Source organism: Verrucosispora sp. WMMD703, from assembly GCF_049178935.1.
In the GTDB taxonomy this organism is placed as follows: Bacteria; Actinomycetota; Actinomycetes; order Mycobacteriales; family Micromonosporaceae; genus Micromonospora; species Micromonospora sediminimaris.
The window spans coordinates 1,030,773-1,047,037 of sequence record NZ_JBMHMM010000004.1; the positions used below are offsets into that span (position 1 = coordinate 1,030,773).

Below are 16,265 nucleotides of genomic sequence, written 5' to 3' on the forward strand. Positions count from 1 at the left end.
CCGACCGACCTGAACCCGTCGGGTCGGGCCTGCGTGTGGAGCAACAGGGCGTTGGGCGGATCAAGCATGGGCCCGTACGCTGACACCCACGATCACCTTCGGAGGTGCCGATGTTCGAGAAGGCGCTGGGCCTGCCCCTACACGTACTGGTGGTGCACGCGGTCGTCGTGTTCGTGCCGCTGCTGGTGCTGCTCGCCCTCGCGTACATCGTGCTGCCCCGGTTCCGCGCCCGGCTGGACTGGGCGCTGGCGGCCCTGGCGGTGGTCGCCCCGATCACCGCGTGGGTCGCCACGAGATCCGGTGAGGCGCTACAGGCCCGGCAGATCGAGCGGGGGTTCTCCGGCGAGATCCTCGACAAGATCAACGATCATGCGGCGCACGGCGAAGTGCTGTTCCGCGTGACGTTGGGGCTCGGCCTGGCGGTCATCCTGCTGCTGGTCGCCACCAGCAACCACCCCCGGGTGCCGAAGCTGCCCGGCTGGGTGACTGCGGTGCTGTCGGTCGTGGTGCTGGGCCTGGGCGTCGCCGCGCTCGTCTACGTCTGGCTCACCGGTCACTCCGGTTCCGAGATGGTCTGGGGCAACACCTACGAGTAGGCCGTCCACGGCCGTTACGAGCACGTGGTCCCGGTGACTGGTCAGAACAGCAGCCGAGTGCAGAGCAGACAGGTCAGCACCACCAGGACGGCTCCGGCGACCGCGCCGACGGCCCAGGTGACCCGCTGCGCCCGCTGCTCCTGCGCGTCCAGGCTGACCATGTCCTGGGCCGGTAGTTGGCGGGGCGGTGCCGCTTGCAGGTGCACCGGGGGCCGCCAACCGGGCGGCGGCGCGGTGGTGGGTGGCGGCCCGGCGTAGCCGCCAGCTCCGCCCGAGGCAACCTGCCCAGGACGCGGGGCTGGGGTGCCGCTGGGACTCGGGCCGCCGTCCGGCCTTGGGGTGCCCGGGGTGCCCGGGGCGGGGGTGCCCGGGGCCGAGGTGTGAGGTGGGTTGGTGGCACCGGTCAGGTCACCGCCGCCATCGGAGTCAGTGCCGCTGGTCGGGCTCAGGGTGGTCATGGGGTCGGAGACCGGCCCGTCGCCGGAGTCGGGTCGGCGCCACGGATCGTCCGGATCCGGACCGGGTCGGGGCATCGTCACGCCGTCCGACGCTACCAACCACCTCATCGCCGCACCGTCAGGCCGCGCCCGTAGCGGTTGGCTCGGACAACTTCGGCGATGGTGCTGCCTCCCGCGAGCGAGACCCAGCACCATCGCCGAAGTTGCTCGGGATTCTCCAGCGCCGCAGCTGCGTTAGTCTTGCCGCTCGTGAGCACTCGCGAACCCGATAGGCGGGGCGATGATGATCGTGCGGTCGAGTTGACCGACGACTTCGTGGTGCTACCGGAGCAGACGGCGGACGACACCGACCACGGGTGGGGCGAGCGGGCCGGCGGCAACGACGACTGGCTGCTCGCCGAGCGCCCGCCACACTGGGACTGAGCCCGGGCCAGCCGCTCGCACCGGGAAGGCTGACGCCGCAGGCCGGCCCGGTGCAGGGCGGCGAAGAGGCCGTGAGCGCCCGTGCCGGCCGGCCTGGCACCGGTGACCGGTCAGGAGGAACTGGCCGTGGCGGTCGGCTTGCTCGCGCCGCCGGAGGATCCTCCCGACGAACCCCCGGACGACCCGCTGCCGGCACCGGACGAGCCGCCGTTGGACGTGGTGGAACCGGACGAGCCGGAACCGGACGAGCTGGAACCGTTCGACGAATTCGAGGCGGAGGACGACGACTCCGACTTGCCGCTGGACCCGTTCGACGTGGTCTCCGAGGCCGAGGAGCGGGAGTCGGTGCGGTAGAAACCCGAGCCCTTGAAGACGATGCCGACCGAGTTGAACAGCTTGCGCAGTCGTCCCTCGCACGCCGGGCAGTCGGTCAGCGGCTCGTCAGAGAAGGACTGCACCGCCTCGAGCTGGTGACCGCACGCGGTGCAGGCGTACTGGTACGTGGGCACGTTCTCCTCCGGATCTGGCACGGCCGATTGGCACTCGACGTATTCGAGTGCCAATGGTGCGTCATCGCCCCCCGATTCGTCCAGCGGAAGTGTGGGGCACGACACCCGAGAGGGTCAGCAGGCCGTGGGTCGGCGTGACCACCGCCCGTACCGGCAGGTCGTGCGGCTCGGCCGGCACCTCGGCAAGCAGCTCGCCGTCGTACAGCGGCGTCACCGTGAGGGCGGTCGCCGGCACCCGCGCCAGGGCGCGGTCGTACGACCCGCCGCCGCGACCCAGGCGGACCCCCCGTCGGTCCACCGCCAGCGCCGGCACCACCACCAGGTCGGCGGTGGCGACGGCCGCGACGCCCAGCCGGCGCCCGACCGGCTCGCGGATGCCCCGCCCGGCGGCGACCATCGCCTGCGGCCCGTCCCAGGCGGCCCAGTCCAGGTCGAGATCGTCGCGGAGCACCGGCAGCAGCAGATCCGCCCCGGCGGGCAACGCGTCGGCGAGCAGCGTCGGCAGCTCCGGCCCACCCGGTTCCGCACCGACCGGGGCGTACGCGGCCACCCGGCCCGGCCGCAGCCGGCGTACCAGGAAGGTCAGCTCGGCTTGGACGCGCGCCGCAGCGGCCGCGCGCTCGTCTTCGGTGCGGGCGCGACGTTGCGCGAGCAGCCCGACTCGCGCGACGCGCTTCGCGTCATGCGCCACTTCCGCTCCTTCAGCAAATTCCGGCACGCAACACTCCTCACGCAACGCTCGTCCCGTCGTCGCTCTGTGTCAGCATCGCAGGTATCGGTCGCGCAACTTCCGGGGGGAAGGGGAAGCGTTGACGCTACGCGGGCGGTTGACCGCAGCCTTCCTGGCGGTGGCGCTCGGCCCGGTCCTGCTCGGTGCCGTCTTCGTCGCCTCCACCGTAGCGGCGGTCGACCGCAGCCGTGCCACCGAGCGGCTGGCGGTGGCCGCAACGGCCGTCCGTACCTCGATCGACGCCCTCTGCCAGCAGCTACGCGCCGCCGCCGACGCGGTCGCCGTCACCGCCGACCACGCCGGAACCGCTGCTCAGGTGGTGAGTCGTGGCCTGGCCGCCGCGGTGCTCGTCACCGACGTGACCGGCCGGGTCAGCTACGCCACCCCCGACCCGCCCCCGGCCCCCTGGCGGGACTGCACGGCGCGCGCCGCGCCCGGCGGCCCGGTGAGCGCCCTCGTGGCGCGGGTGCAGCTGCGTGACGCCGCCGGCTCGGCACTGGGTACGGTCGCCGCCGCCCTCCCGATCGATCCCGCCTTCGTCGCGCGGCTCGCTGCGGCGACCGGGGTGGCGGTGACCCTGCTCGACGGGCTCGCCCCCATCCAGGTGGCCCACACCACCGAGTCCGGCACCGGTCGGGACGCGGTGCTCGCCGCTGCGGCCTCCCTGCGCGACGAGCAGGTCACCGGCACCACCGACGGTCGGTACGTGCGCCGTGCTGGCCCGACCGTGGGGCAGCCGCTGCCCCTGGTGCTCTCGGTGCCCAGTGACCAGCCGCCCGGCCTGCACGCGGTGCTGGTCACCGTGGTGCTGATGGCTGCCCTGCTGGGGGTGGCCGTGGCCTGGCGGCTGGCCCGGGTCACCACCCGGCCGCTTGTGGAACTGGCCGGTGCGGCGGACCGGGTCGCCACCGGCGATCTCACCGCCCGGGTGCCGGTACGCAGCGGCGACGAGATCGGTCGGCTGGCCGTCGCCTTCAATCGGATGACCCGCGAGACGGGTGGCTACCTGGCGGCGTTGGCCAGCAGCCGGGACCAGCTGCGCGGCCACCTTGCCGTACTCGGCGACACCCTGGCCAGCACCCATGACCTGCCCCGGATCCTGCGGGTGATCCTGCACAGCGCGCTCGCCGCGACCGGGGCCCGGGCCGGTGCCGTCCTGCTCACCGAGCAGGGTGAGCAACTCGTCGCCCGGTGCAGCGCCGGCCTCGACGACAGTGGGCCCGGTGCCGCGCCGATGCGGGTGCCGCTGGGCAGCGGGGTGGTCGGCGCGGTCGCCGCGACCGGTCAGCCCCGGCGAGGTCGGCTGGAATCGACAGGCGTCGCACCGGACGAGCCGCGCTGCCGGACGTACATCGCGGTGCCGTTCGCCGCCCCCGACGCGACCGGCGACGCACCGGGTGTGGCCCCGGTGGCCGACGCGCCGGATCGACCGGCGGAGGTGGTGCTGGGTGTGCTGGCCCTCTACGACCGCCTGGGCGGGGAGGAGTTCGACGACGACGACCTGACCACCCTGCGCACCTTCGCCCGGCACGCGGCGGTCGCCGTGGACAACGTACGCGTACACGAGGAGGCGCAACGACTGTCGCTCACCGATCCGTTGACCGGGTTGTGGAACTACCGGTACCTGCGGGAGTCGCTGCGCCGGGAAGTGGAACGGGCCAGCCGGTTCGGCCGAATGGTCAGCGTGCTCGCCCTCGACCTGGACCGGTTCAAGAGGGTCAACGACACGTACGGGCACGCGGCCGGGGACACCGTGCTTGCCGAGTTCGCCCGGCGGGTACGCGGCGAGATCCGCGAGGTGGACCTGGCCTTCCGCCGAGGCGGCGAGGAGTTCGTGGTGCTGCTGCCGGAGACCGACGCCCGGGGCGCGACAATCGTCGCCGAACGGCTCGGCGCGGCCGTGCGGGACACCCCGGTGACGGCGGTGGGGCACGCCGGTGTCCGCGAATTGATCCCGGTGACCGTCTCCATCGGCATCGGCGTCTTCCCCGATCACGCCGACACCGGCCCGCAGGTGTTGGCGGCGGCGGACGAGGCGCTGTACGCCGCGAAGACCGCCAGCCGGGACACCTGGCGACTGGCACCGGCCCGGGAGCCGTCGCCGACCCGTGAGGTACCGGTGCCGGCGGCGGCCCGCAGCCCCGTCGACGGACTGCCCCGGGCAGGGCCCGACATGCCGGTCGCCGCCAGCGACCCGTCGACCGGGTCCTGACCTGCCGGCGACGATCATCGGGCTGGGCCCGGACCTGTCGGCGTCGGTTACTCGGGCCGGGCCCGCACCTGTCGGCGACGATCCGTCGGCTGGGCCTGAGATCGGTCGGGGCGGGGCCGGTCACCGGCGCTCCGCCGGCCGGACCGGGGGTCATCGGCACCGGCAGAACCGGTCCGGCGGGCGGCGCGTCTTCTGGTCCTCACCCGCCGAGGCAGGGCCATGGCCGATAGTCTCGCGACATGTCGGAGCACTCAGCGAACCCCTCAGCGGCCACCGCCACCGGCCGTCCCCGTGCCGTCAAGGCCGTAATCCCGGCCGCCGGCCTGGCCACCCGGTTCCTGCCGGCCACCAAGGCCGTGCCCAAGGAACTGCTGCCGGTGGTCGACCGTCCGGTGTTGCAGTACATCGTCGAAGAAGCCGCCCAGGCCGGCATCGGTGACGTGCTGCTGATCACCGGCCGAGGCAAGACGTCGATGGTGGACCATTTCGACCGTCGCCCCGACCTGGAGGAACGGCTCGCGGAAAAGCCCGACCTGCTCGCCGCCGTCAAGCGCACCGAGGAACTGGCGTCCATCTACACCTGCCGCCAGCCGGAGCAGTTGGGTCTCGGGCACGCCGTCGGGTACGCCGAGTCGCACGTCGGCGACGAGCCCTTCGCGGTGCTGCTCGGCGACGAGTTCGTAAACCTCAGCGAGCCGCTGCTGCCCGCGATGCTGGAACTCCAGGCGCGTACGGGCGGGGTGGTGCTCGCCTTCTTCGAGGTCGACCCGGCGGAGACGAAGCGGTACGGGATCGCCTCCGTCGAGCCGGCCGAGGCCGAGCTGACCGACATCGGTGAGGTCGTGAAGGTGACCGGCATGGTGGAGAAGCCGAAGCCGGAGGACGCGCCGAGCAACCTCGCCGTGCTCGGCCGGTACGTGCTGCCCGGCAAGATCTTCGACGCCATCCGGCGGACGCAGCCCGGCAGCGGCGGTGAGATCCAACTGACCGATGCAATGGAGATCCTGCGTACCGAGGGCACACCGGTGCACGCGATCGTCTACCGCGGCATCCGTTACGACACCGGCATGCCGCTGGGCTACCTGCAGACCGTGGTCCAGATCGCCGCCGACCGCGAGGACCTGGGTAGCGAGTTCCGCAAGTGGCTGGCCGAGTTCGTCAACTCCGACGCGTCGGGCGGTCCGAATACATGACCGCGACGGCCGACGCCGAGGCGGCCGAAAACGGGTTGACGCCGCTCGCCGACTACCTGGGCAGCGTGCTGCGCAGGTTGCGCGCGCTGCCTCCGCTCGACCTCGACCTCACCCAGGCGTACGGCAACGTCCTCGCCGAGGACGTCGTCGCCCCGCACTCGTTCCCGGCCTTCGACCAGGCGGCCGTCGACGGGTACGCCGCGCGCTGGGAGGACATCTCGGGCGGGGGCCGGGGCGTGGGGTACGTCCCGGCCCAGTCGAGTCGGCCGGGCGGTCGCACCGTACGGCTCAATGTCGTAGGTGATCTCGGCGCGGCGAGCTGGCGGCCGGTCCGACTCACCCCGGGTTCGTGTTTCTCGGTGGCGGCCGGGGCGCCGTTGCCGATCGGCGCTGACGTGGTCGTCCCGGTGGAGTGGACCGACCAGGGCATGGCGGCGGTGGAGATCTTCCGGGTTCCGAAGCGGGGGTACGGGGTCCGTCGGACGGGCGAGGAGGTGGCCGCCGGCGCGCTGCTCGCCCGCTCCGGGACCTACGTCTCGCCGGCCCTGGTGGCGGTGCTCGCCGCGACCGGCATCGGCCATGTGGTGGTGCGTCCGAGCCCGCGGGTGGTGATCGTGGCCACCGGCGACGAGCTTGTCGACGTGGGTCGGGCCAGCCAGCCCGGCCAGGTCGTGGACGCCAACTCACACGCCCTGACCGCCGCGGCGGCGGAGGTGGGGGCGCTGGCCTACCGGGTGGGCATCTGTGACGACGACCCGGAGGGGCTGCGTGGGCTGCTGGAGGACCAGACCCTGCGGGCCGACCTGATCATCACGACCGGCGGCACCGGCACCGGGCCGGGCGACATGGTCCGTCGGATCCTGTCGCGCCGGGAGGGCAGCCGCGCCGGTCCGGTCACCTTCACCGACGTGGCGCTCTATCCCGGTACCGCCCTCGGGTTCGGCACTGTCGGTGCCGAGGAGGTGCCGGTGGTGTGTCTGCCCGGCGACCCGGGGGCCGCGATGATCGGCTTCGAGGTGCTGGCCCGGCCCGCGATCAACCTGCTGGCCGGCGCCGAGCCGGTCTTCCGTCCCAGCGTACGGGCGCACCTGCTGGAGACCGTCTCCTCGCCGGCCGGGCTACGCGAGTTCCGGCCCGCGCACGTCGCTGAGCGGCGTGGTGGGGGTTACACTGTTCAGCCGCTCAATGGCGGCCCGTTCACGCTCTCCGGCCTGGCAGAGGCGAACGGACTTCTCGTTCTCGGCGAGCGGGTGACCGCCGCCGCCGCCGGCTCCACCGTCGACGTGTTGCTGCTGGACCGCCGCCGGTGACCCGCCGGTGACGCTCGGGAGTGGAGGTTCGGTGTTCCGACGGGCGCCTGGCTGGCCGGCCGTGCTCTCCGACGGCCCGGTGCTGCTGCGGCCGTACCGGCGGTCGGACGCGGCGGCCTGGTCGCAGGTGCGCCGGGCCAACCGGGAGTGGCTGGCCCCCTGGGAGTCGTCGGTACCCGGTGACTGGGACGACCTGAACTCTCCGGCGACGTTCCGCTGGGTCTATCGCGACCTGCGACGCTCGGGGCGTACCGGCGAGGGGATGCCGTTCGCAGTCTGCCTTCAAGAGGACGGCGTGGAGCGGCTGGTCGGTCACATCAACGTGGGCAACATCGTGCGTCGGGCCTTCTGCTCCGGGTACGTCGGCTACTGGGTGGACCGGCGGGTCGCCGGGCGAGGGGTCATCCCCACCGCGCTGGCGCTCGCCGTCGACCACGCGTTTGGCTCCGGCGGTCTGCACCGGATCGAGGTCAACATCCGCCCGGAGAACCGCCCGTCCCGTCGGGTGGTGGAGAAGCTGGGCTTCCGCGAGGAGGCGTACCATGCGCGCTACATGCACATCGACGGTGCCTGGCGCGATCACATCGGCTACGCGATGACCAGCGAGGAGATCGCCGCCGAGGGCGGCCTGCTGGCCCGGTGGCACCGGCTGCGCGCCCGTACCCCGTGAGCCGTCCCACGTGCGGGATCGGCGCGGCGCGGCGGTTCCGGCGACGGTGACCCGTAACCTCAGGTAACTGCAAGCTGCGGCAGGCGCTGCCCGCCCCGCACGATTCACGTCGCCGATGCCGATCGGTGAAAGATCCTGCGGCCGGTCGGCGCTTGCTCCGAATCTGGTGACGGGAGGGGTGAGGGTGCCGACCTCGGTGCTCCTCGCCGTCCTCGCCGCCGCCGGGCTGCTCGCCCTCGCGCCGGCGTTGGTCCGCCGGTACGACGCCGCCGAGCGGCTGGTGGCGGAGCGGGCGCAGTCGACGGCGCGGGTGCTCCAGCGCCGCCGACGCCGTCGCACTGTCCCCGGCCGGCGACCGGTCAACCCGTCCCGTGCCCTGGTGATCACGCTCAGCGAGGATCCCGACTCGGGAGAGCTGGCCACCCCGGTCTCCGGCCCGGCCGCCCTGCGGCGCGCGGTTCCCACCCCGCCTCGTTCGGGTGAGGCACCCGGCCGGGTACCGCGCTCACGTCCCGCTGATGACGCAGGTGATGGCCGCACCGATGAGGCAGCGCGGGGTGGGGCGGCCGGGCGGGCGCTGCCCCGACGTTCCGGTCGGCCGAGCCGGTTGCGTGCCGTACCGGCGGGTGGGGGCCGGTCCCGCCGCCGCCCCGACCGGCGGCACCACCACACCCCGGCCATCTACCGCCGCCGCCGGGTGCTGGCCGCGCTGGTGCTGCTCAACGCCGTCGAGTTGGTCGGCGTGCTGGTCGTGGGCCCCGGCTTCTGGATCAGCTTCGCGGTCACCGCCACCCTGCTGATCGTGTACGTCGTCCACCTGCGCGCCCGCGCGGTGGCTGACCGCCGCCGACGCCGGGCCCTGGCCCGCGAGGCCGCCTGGCTGGCCGCCCGCCAGGCCGAGGTACGCCGGGAGCAGGCGCGCCGGTCGGCTGCCCGCCGGGAGGCGCAGCGCCGCCTGGCGGCCCAGCGGGAGTCCGTCCGGCGCAGCGCGATGGGCCTGGACCGCCCGGCCGACCTCCCGCAGGCAGCCAACGGCGGCGGCTCGGTGTCCTACCGTCGTGCCGGTGGCCTGCGGGGCCGCCCCTACGAGGCCGGCCCCGGCTCCCACAGCGCCTGACCCCGCCCCACGCGCGAACCCCTCGATCGGGCGAGGCGACAAGTTCGGGGAAGACGCTGCCTCAACCGGGCCGAAGGCTGCACTATCGGGGAAACTGCTGATGGCATGGACGGATCGCCGACGGCGATAGCGTGGACGGCAGTGGCGGATCTTGCGAGGCCGGGTGGGTGGGGTGGTTCGCGGCGGAAGCGCTCGACCTGTTAGCCTTGTCGCCGGCCCGCCCGGTGACAGCCGGGTGGGACCGACGCCGGTTGGCCGGCGGAGGGGCTGTGGCGCAGACCGGTAGCGCACCTCGTTCGCATCGAGGGGGTCAGGGGTTCAAATCCCCTCAGCTCCACCACCGAAGCAGTAGACAAAGGGCGGGTCCTCGGAAATCGAGCACCTGCCCTTCGTCTTTGTCCGGCAGCTGATCACGGCTGGGGAGCCCAAGCTGGTTCAGACTGGCGGGATGCAGGATGACGACCGGGCAGCACGGGTTCGCAGGGTGCGCCGCCAGCTCGCGCAGTACGGTCCGCCGTGGACCCGAGATCATGAGCGGGACTTCGAGACGGTCACCCTGCCGGAACGGGACTGTGACCTGCTCCGTGACCTGTTGATCTCTGATCGGGTCGAGGCTCTCGTCGAGGTCGGGCTCGCGTACGCCAGCTCCGCTCTCGCGATCGGGGAGGCGCTGGTCACGATTGACCCGCCGCATCCCCGGCACATCGTTGTCGATCCCTTTCAGGAGCCGGCGTACGCGAATGTCGGCTGGGAGCTGCTGTGCGCCGCCGGTCTGGACTCCACCGTGCGACTGATACGCGAATGGTCCTCGATCGCGCTTCCGGAACTCGTCACCGACGGTCTGGTCGTCGATGCGGCGTTCGTGGACGGCAGCCACCGTTTTCACGAGGTCTTCGTGGATCTCTACTTCCTGCGCAAGATCGTCCGGCCGGGCGGTCTGATCGTGCTGGATGACGACTGGACGCCGTCGGTGCGCACCGCCGTGCGGTACTACGAGAAGAACCTGGGCTGGACCGCGATTCCCGACGCTTTCGCCGACGGAACGCTGCGCCACATCGGCGACGACCCGACGGCGGAACTGGTGCCCCGTTGCCGGGCCATCCGGCTGCCCGAGGCGCTGGTGGAACCGCCCTTCGAGCGGTTTCACCCGTTCTGAGCACGGCCCCACCTCGCCGCTGTCCTGAGTGAACTGTCAGGATTGCCGGCATGACGGTCCAATGTGGCAACAGGGTCGCGCTGGTCACGGGTGGCAGCCGGGGTATCGGTGCCGCCGTCGCGCGGCGGCTCGCCGCTGACGGCATCGATGTCGCATTCACCTACCGCACCGCGGGGGACAGCGCGAAATCCGTGCTGGCCGACATCGAGGCGTACGGGCGTACGGGCCTGCCGGTCCGTGCGGACAGCGCGGATCCGGCGGCGGTCGTCGGTGCCGTGGAGCAGACCGTCGCCGAGTTGGGGCGGCTGGACATCCTGGTGAACAACGCCGGGGTGTTCGCGGGCGGGCCGATCGAGTCGGTCAGCTTCGACGACCTCGATCGAGCTGTCGCGGTCAATGTACGCGGGGTCTACCTGGCCACCCAGGCGGCGGTGCGCCACCTGGGCGACGGGGGCCGGATCGTCAACATCGGCAGCAGCTTCGCCAGCCGCGTCCCGGCGCCCGGGGTCAGCGCGTACGCGATGACCAAGAGCGCGGTAAACGGGCTGACCCGGGCGCTGGCCCGGGAACTCGGGCCGCGCGGGATCACGGTCAACCTGATCCTGCCCGGCTCGACCGACACCGACATGAACCCGGCGGACAGTGTCGGCGCGCACGCCCAGCGGTCGCACATCGCTCTCGGTCGGTACGCGGCGCCGGCCGACGTGGCGGCCACGGTCAGTCACCTGGTCGGCGACGGCGGACGGCACATCACCGGCGCTTCGATCGCCATCGACGGCGGCGCGACCGCTTGAGCGGCCTGCCGTCACGGGCTGGGTGGCTACCCGCCACGGCGTCGGCGGTGCCGCTCGGCCATCCTGCCCCGCGCGCAGGCCCGAACCCTTCGGTGCGGTCGGGCGGGCGACGGTGTTTGCCGCCGTCAATGCGTTACGGCCAGGATTCAGATACATGTCATTGCCTTGACGTTGATAAATGTTAACGCTATCAATGAGGTAGCGGGCACGGCGGGCACGGTCGGACGGGGACCGTGCCCGTCCCGGATGACCGGCCCGCGGTCGGCGGGAGGGCGATGGCGATGGCGCGTCGGAAGCTCACGTACCGCAGCTGGTTAGCGGTGACCGCCGCCCTGGTGATGGCGGCGATCAGCTCCTTGGCGGGGCCGGCCGTCCCGGCGCGGGCCGCCGCCGTCACATTCACCAACCCGTTGGCCGAGCAGCGTGCCGATCCGCACATCTACCGGCACACCGACGGCTACTACTACTTCACGGCCACGGTGCCTGAGTACGACCGGATCGTGCTGCGCCGCGCCACCACCCTTCAGGGGCTCGCCACCGCGACCGAGCGGGTGATCTGGCGTCGGCACGCCAGCGGCGAAATGGGCGCGCACATCTGGGCACCGGAGATCCACTTCATCGACGGCCGGTGGTACGTCTACTTCGCCGCCGGCCGCACCGACGACATCTGGGCCATCCGGCCGTACGTCTTGGAGAGCAGCGCCGCGAACCCGCTCGACGGCCCGTGGACAGAGCGTGGCCAACTCCAGCCGGCGCGCAGCAGCTTCTCCCTCGATGCCACCACCTTCGTGCACCACGGCCAGCGCTACCTGGCCTGGGCGGAGTACGCCGGCAACAACTCGAACATCTACCTCGCCCGAGCCGTCAACCCCTGGACGTACGCGGGCACCCCGACTCTGATCGCCAGCCCGACGTACGCCTGGGAGACCCGGGGTTACCGGGTGAACGAGGGACCGGCGGTGCTGATCCGCAACGGCCGGGTCTTCATGACCTACTCGGCGAGCGCCACCGACGCCAGCTACGCCGTCGGGCTGCTCACCGCCTCGGCGAACAGTGATCTGCTGAACCCGGCGTCCTGGACCAAACGGGCCACACCGCTGCTGGCCAGCGACAGCCGGACCGGCCAGTACGGCCCGGGGCACAACTCGTTCACCGTCGCCGAGGACGGCAGCGACGTGATCGTCTACCACTCCCGCAACTACGAGCGGTACCTCGGCAACGGCTACGACCCGCTCAACGACCCGAACCGGCGGACCCGGATCCAGCGGGTCTACTGGAACGCCGACGGCACCCCGAACTTCGGCGTACCGGTGCCGGACGGACTGAGCCCGGTCCGGCTGCGCGCCCACGACCTGCCCGATCGCTACCTGCGGCACTGGGAGTTCCGGGTCCGGCTGGAGCCGGACGTGACAAACCTGGCCGACTCGCAGTTCCGGATCGTCGCCGGACTGTCGAACTCCACGGCGATCTCGTTGGAGTCGACCAACTATCCCGGCTACTTCCTACGGCACCGGAACCACCAGATCTGGGTGGAACGCAACGACGGATCGAATCTCTTCCGTCAGGACGCCACCTTCACCCGGAGGGCCGGGCTCGCCGACGCCACGAAGCTGTCCCTGGAGTCGGTGAACTTCCCCGGCCAGTACGTCCGTCACCGCGACGGCCTGCTCTACCTGGAGGCGGTACCGGACGCGGCCGGACGCGCGTCGGCCACCTTCGCCCTGGAGTAGCCAGTCGCGGCCCGTGCCGAAGTCTTCCTGTCGGAGGGCGTACCTAAACTCTCGCGACATGGCGACGGTGACCTTTGTGGACGAGAGCACCGCGGGTGCTCGGACTCCCGCGTGGGCCTTGCAGATCTTCGAGGAGCGGTTGACGCTTCGTGAGCTGATCCGCCGGCGGATCCACCAGGAGGTGGCCGAGCACAACGCGGCCAGTCCGGAGCCGCGCCGGCTGCTGGTGCGGCCAACCTCGACCGAACGGGCCCTCAACGGCGACCGGGGCGAGCAGCCTCGACGCCGCGTCGACCCGCAGCGGCAGATCGCCCTCGCCGAGCAGGCGTTCCGCGGCAACGGTTTCGTGGTGCTGGTCGGCGACCGGCAGGTCGAGGAACTGGACGACGAGGTCGATCTGCGTCGCGACACCGAGGTCACCTTCCTCAAGCTCGTCCCGCTGGTGGGCGGCTGATGACCACCACCACCGAACCCGTCTGGTACGCCGACCGGGCCCGCGAGCTGGTTGCCGCGAACGACCTGGACAAACTGGCGGGGCACCTGCACGCGCATGCCCGACTCTGCCGCGACAACCCCGAGGTACGCGCCGCACTGCGCGCACTGCCCCGTCCGGACGTGGCGCGTCTGGTGCTGGCCATGGCCGCCCGCCTGCGGCAGGACGGTAAGCACTTCTGGCCGCCGCGCGACCTGATCGGCCAGCTGTCCCGCCGGTTGCCCACCGAGCTGGCACCGGAGCAGCTCCAGGAGCTCGCCGCGTTCGCCGTCGAGGAGCCGTACGCGTTGTCACCGACCGCACTGGAGACGGTGGCCCGGGGCCTGGCCGCCACCGGCCCGATCCCCGCCGACCTGATGGAGGCGCTTGTCGACCGGTCCGACGAGAGCCAGCGCCTGCGGCAGTTCATCGCCGAGGTGGCCGGGCCACGTCTCGACCCGGACGACCCCTGGGCCCGGCAGATCCTCACCGAACTACCCACCCTCGACCCGCCGTGGCGGCAGTTGGTCGCCCACGCCAGCACCGCCACCATGCCCCGACCGAGCGCCGGCTGGTCGGCCGAGGCGACCCGACTGCTCGCCGAGGTCGACCTGGGGGAGGCCGGTCAGCTCCTCGACCGATGGCTGGCCACCGCCGCCCGCGCCCCGCACCAACAGCCGACCTCGGTCAACGCCGACCTGCTGCGTGGCCTGCTCTGGCTGGTCGAGCGGACCGGACCGACACCGGAACAGGTACGCCGCGTCGGCGGTCTGGTCGAGGCGATGCTGCGTCGCCTGCCCGGCGTCGGGCCGGCCTGCCCGAAGGTGGCAAACGCGGCGGTCGGGGTGCTCGGGCGGCTCGACGGCGAGCCAGCGCTGGCGCAGCTCGCCCGGCTGTCGGCCCGGGTCACCTACAAGGGCACCCGCAAGGAGATCGACAAGGCGCTCGACGCTCGTGCCGCAGCCCTCGGCATCAGCCGGGACGAGATCGAGGAGCTGGCCGTTCCGGACTACGGCCTGACCGGGGTGGGGCGGCACGAGGTGCCCCTGGGCGGTTGTCGGGCGGATCTGTCGATCGTCTCCACCGGCGTAGCCCTGGTCTGGTACACGGAGGCCGGCCGGCAGGTGAAGAGCCCACCGGCGGCGGTACGCCGGGACCACGCGGCGGAGTTGGCCGACCTGAAGGGCCTGGCCAAGGAGATCACCGGCATGCTGACCGCCCAGGTGGCCCGGCTGGACCGGCTCTTCCTGGCCCAGCGCAGCTGGACGCTGGCCGTATGGCGGCAGCGCTACCTCGATCATCCGTTGGTCGGCGCACTGGCCCGTCGGTTGCTCTGGCAGGTCGACGGAGTGCCCTGCGGTTGGGCTGACGGTGCGCTGCGCACCGTGGACGACACTCCGGTGTCCGCTGGCGACGACGCCGAGGTGCGGATCTGGCACCCGATCGGTCGGCCGGTGCCGGAGGTGGTCGGTTGGCGGGAGTGGTTGGAACGGCACCGGATCGTCCAGCCGTTCAAGCAGGCACATCGGGAGGTCTACCTGCTGACGCCGGCCGAGGAGACCACCGGGACGTACTCGAACCGGTTCGCCGGGCACATCCTGCGTCAGCACCAGTTCCACGCCCTGGCCGCGGTCCGGGGCTGGACGGACCGGCTGCGGTTGATGGTCGACGACTCCTACCCGCCGACCGCGCGGGAGTTGCCCGGGTGGGGGCTGCGGGCCGAGTACTGGGTGGAGGGGATCGGCGACGACTGGACGGCCGACACCACCGACAGCGGGTCGTACCTGCGGCTCGTCACCGACCAGGTGCGCTTCTACCCGATCGCCGCCGCGCAGAACTGGTCGCACGCCTCCGGCGGCGGCTACTCGGCGCAGCGGTGGACGGACGCGCGACCCGGGGACCCCCTGCCGCTCGACCGGATTCCGCCACTGGTGTTCAGCGAGATCATGCGAGACGTCGATCTCTTCGTCGGGGTGGCCAGTGTCGGCAACGACCCGACCTGGTCGGACGGCGGCCCGCAGGGCCGTTTCCGGGACTACTGGTCGTCGTACAGCTTCGGGGAGTTGTCCGCCACCGCCGAGACCCGGCGCGAGTTGCTGGCCCGGCTGCTGCCCCGACTGGCGGTGGGCCAGCGGGCCCGCATCGACGGCCGCTTCCTGGTGGTCGACGGTGACCTGCGCACGTACCGGATCCACCTGGGGTCGGGCAACATCCTGATGAGCCCGAACGACGAGTACCTCTGCATCGTGCCGGACCGGGGCGCGGGCCGGACCGGGGAGCAGCAGTTCCTGCCGTTCGAGGGGGACGGCCTGCTCGCGGTCATCCTCAGCAAGGCGATGCTGCTGGCCAGGGACGCCGAGATCACGGACGTGTCGATCACCCGCCAGATCAGACCGGCCGGGTAGCCGCCGGGAAAGCGGTGCTGGTGGTTTGCCGCGCGATATCGTGATCGAGTGCGCGGCGAGGCGGCAACCAACGGGCGATGGCTCCGGTTCGTGCTGCTGGCGTGCACCCTGTTCGGGCTGGCCGTGATGCACAGCCTGGGCCACGATCCCGCCCTCGGCGCGCCCGGCCACGGCAGCCATGCCGCACCGACCTTGCCAAGTCACGTCGATGGCTGCCACACCGAGCAGTGCGTGGCACCGGCCGCTCACCCCATCGAGGAGCCGGGGCACGGCCACCCCTCAGGCTGGGCGGTCTGCGTGGCGATCGTCGCCGGCTTCGCGCTCGCCGTCGCGCTCGCTGTCCGCCACCTTCGGCGTACGCGCAGTGTGCTGCCACGGGACCGTCGGCTCACCCGAGCCCTGGGCGGCCGTGCCCCGCCCGCCTTTCGCCTGATCGGCCTGACCACGGCCGCTGTGTCGGTACTGCGGATATAGGAGCGACCAGCGGTCA

Annotated in this window: 16 protein-coding genes, 1 tRNA gene and 1 pseudogene; 15 read left to right on the forward strand and 3 right to left on the reverse strand. The window is 72.2% G+C overall.

What is annotated here, in order from left to right; genetic code table 11:
- Positions 1–110: 110 nt before the first annotated feature.
- Positions 111–596 (forward strand): DUF2231 domain-containing protein, encoded by a 486-nt coding sequence (locus ACN26Z_RS05395; RefSeq protein ID WP_421464536.1) that lies wholly within the window; start codon positions 111–113, stop codon positions 594–596.
- Positions 597–637: 41 nt separating this feature from the next.
- Here ACN26Z_RS05395 and ACN26Z_RS05400 read toward each other — a convergent pair whose 3' ends face one another.
- Positions 638–1,129, reverse strand: a complete 492-nt coding sequence (locus ACN26Z_RS05400; RefSeq protein ID WP_421464538.1) for a hypothetical protein — start codon at positions 1,127–1,129, stop codon at positions 638–640.
- A gap of 174 nt (positions 1,130–1,303) precedes the next feature.
- Between ACN26Z_RS05400 and ACN26Z_RS05405 the strand changes: the two genes are divergently transcribed.
- On the forward strand, positions 1,304–1,477 hold the full coding sequence (locus ACN26Z_RS05405; protein ID WP_396886348.1) for a hypothetical protein: 174 nt from the start codon (positions 1,304–1,306) through the stop codon (positions 1,475–1,477).
- A gap of 102 nt (positions 1,478–1,579) precedes the next feature.
- Complete coding sequence (locus tag ACN26Z_RS05410) at positions 1,580–1,831, forward strand: hypothetical protein (RefSeq protein ID WP_421464742.1); 252 nt, start codon at positions 1,580–1,582, stop codon at positions 1,829–1,831.
- A 62-nt stretch (positions 1,832–1,893) separates the two neighbouring features.
- Here ACN26Z_RS05410 and ACN26Z_RS05415 read toward each other — a convergent pair.
- Positions 1,894–2,091: pseudogene (locus ACN26Z_RS05415) on the reverse strand (FmdB family zinc ribbon protein); the annotation flags it as partial.
- Positions 2,048–2,704 (reverse strand): 5-formyltetrahydrofolate cyclo-ligase, encoded by a 657-nt coding sequence (locus ACN26Z_RS05420; RefSeq protein ID WP_421460113.1) that lies wholly within the window; start codon positions 2,702–2,704, stop codon positions 2,048–2,050. The pseudogene ACN26Z_RS05415 and the gene ACN26Z_RS05420, both read right to left, overlap by 44 nt.
- A gap of 91 nt (positions 2,705–2,795) precedes the next feature.
- On the opposite strand from ACN26Z_RS05420, the gene ACN26Z_RS05425 reads away from it, so the two are divergent.
- The 12 genes from ACN26Z_RS05425 (at position 2,796) to ACN26Z_RS05480 (ending at position 16,249) form a co-directional block, all read left to right on the forward strand.
- The gene (locus ACN26Z_RS05425; RefSeq protein WP_282240108.1) at positions 2,796–4,928 is read left to right on the forward strand and encodes a diguanylate cyclase; all 2,133 of its coding nucleotides are present in this window, start codon (positions 2,796–2,798) and stop codon (positions 4,926–4,928) included.
- A 239-nt stretch (positions 4,929–5,167) separates the two neighbouring features.
- Positions 5,168–6,121: a UTP--glucose-1-phosphate uridylyltransferase gene (locus ACN26Z_RS05430; protein WP_282240107.1), complete on the forward strand. Its 954-nt coding sequence runs from the start codon at positions 5,168–5,170 to the stop codon at positions 6,119–6,121.
- A complete protein-coding gene (glp, locus tag ACN26Z_RS05435) occupies positions 6,118–7,431 on the forward strand; it encodes a gephyrin-like molybdotransferase Glp (RefSeq protein ID WP_093408287.1) in 1,314 nt (437 codons plus the stop codon). The genes ACN26Z_RS05430 and glp overlap by 4 nt, the downstream gene beginning before the upstream one ends.
- Positions 7,432–7,492: 61 nt before the next feature.
- Complete coding sequence (locus ACN26Z_RS05440; protein WP_170863557.1) at positions 7,493–8,101, forward strand: GNAT family N-acetyltransferase; 609 nt, start codon at positions 7,493–7,495, stop codon at positions 8,099–8,101.
- Between the two features lie 178 nt (positions 8,102–8,279).
- A complete protein-coding gene (locus tag ACN26Z_RS05445) occupies positions 8,280–9,218 on the forward strand; it encodes a hypothetical protein (RefSeq protein WP_421460114.1) in 939 nt (312 codons plus the stop codon).
- 263 nt (positions 9,219–9,481) lie between these two features.
- Positions 9,482–9,558: transfer RNA gene (locus tag ACN26Z_RS05450), tRNA-Ala, on the forward strand.
- Between the two features lie 108 nt (positions 9,559–9,666).
- Positions 9,667–10,374 (forward strand): class I SAM-dependent methyltransferase, encoded by a 708-nt coding sequence (locus ACN26Z_RS05455; RefSeq protein WP_421460116.1) that lies wholly within the window; start codon positions 9,667–9,669, stop codon positions 10,372–10,374.
- Between the two features lie 50 nt (positions 10,375–10,424).
- Complete coding sequence (locus ACN26Z_RS05460) at positions 10,425–11,168, forward strand: SDR family NAD(P)-dependent oxidoreductase (protein ID WP_421460117.1); 744 nt, start codon at positions 10,425–10,427, stop codon at positions 11,166–11,168.
- 275 nt (positions 11,169–11,443) lie between these two features.
- Entirely contained in the window at positions 11,444–12,898 is a 1,455-nt protein-coding gene (locus ACN26Z_RS05465; RefSeq protein WP_421460119.1) for a family 43 glycosylhydrolase, read from the forward strand.
- A 58-nt stretch (positions 12,899–12,956) separates the two neighbouring features.
- Positions 12,957–13,352: a hypothetical protein gene (locus ACN26Z_RS05470; RefSeq protein ID WP_421460120.1), complete on the forward strand. Its 396-nt coding sequence runs from the start codon at positions 12,957–12,959 to the stop codon at positions 13,350–13,352.
- Positions 13,352–15,775, forward strand: a complete 2,424-nt coding sequence (locus tag ACN26Z_RS05475; protein WP_421460122.1) for a DUF4132 domain-containing protein — start codon at positions 13,352–13,354, stop codon at positions 15,773–15,775. Before ACN26Z_RS05470 ends, ACN26Z_RS05475 begins: the two co-directional genes overlap by 1 nt.
- Before the next feature lie 48 nt (positions 15,776–15,823).
- Positions 15,824–16,249 (forward strand): hypothetical protein, encoded by a 426-nt coding sequence (locus ACN26Z_RS05480; RefSeq protein ID WP_421460123.1) that lies wholly within the window; start codon positions 15,824–15,826, stop codon positions 16,247–16,249.
- Positions 16,250–16,265: the final 16 nt, after the last annotated feature.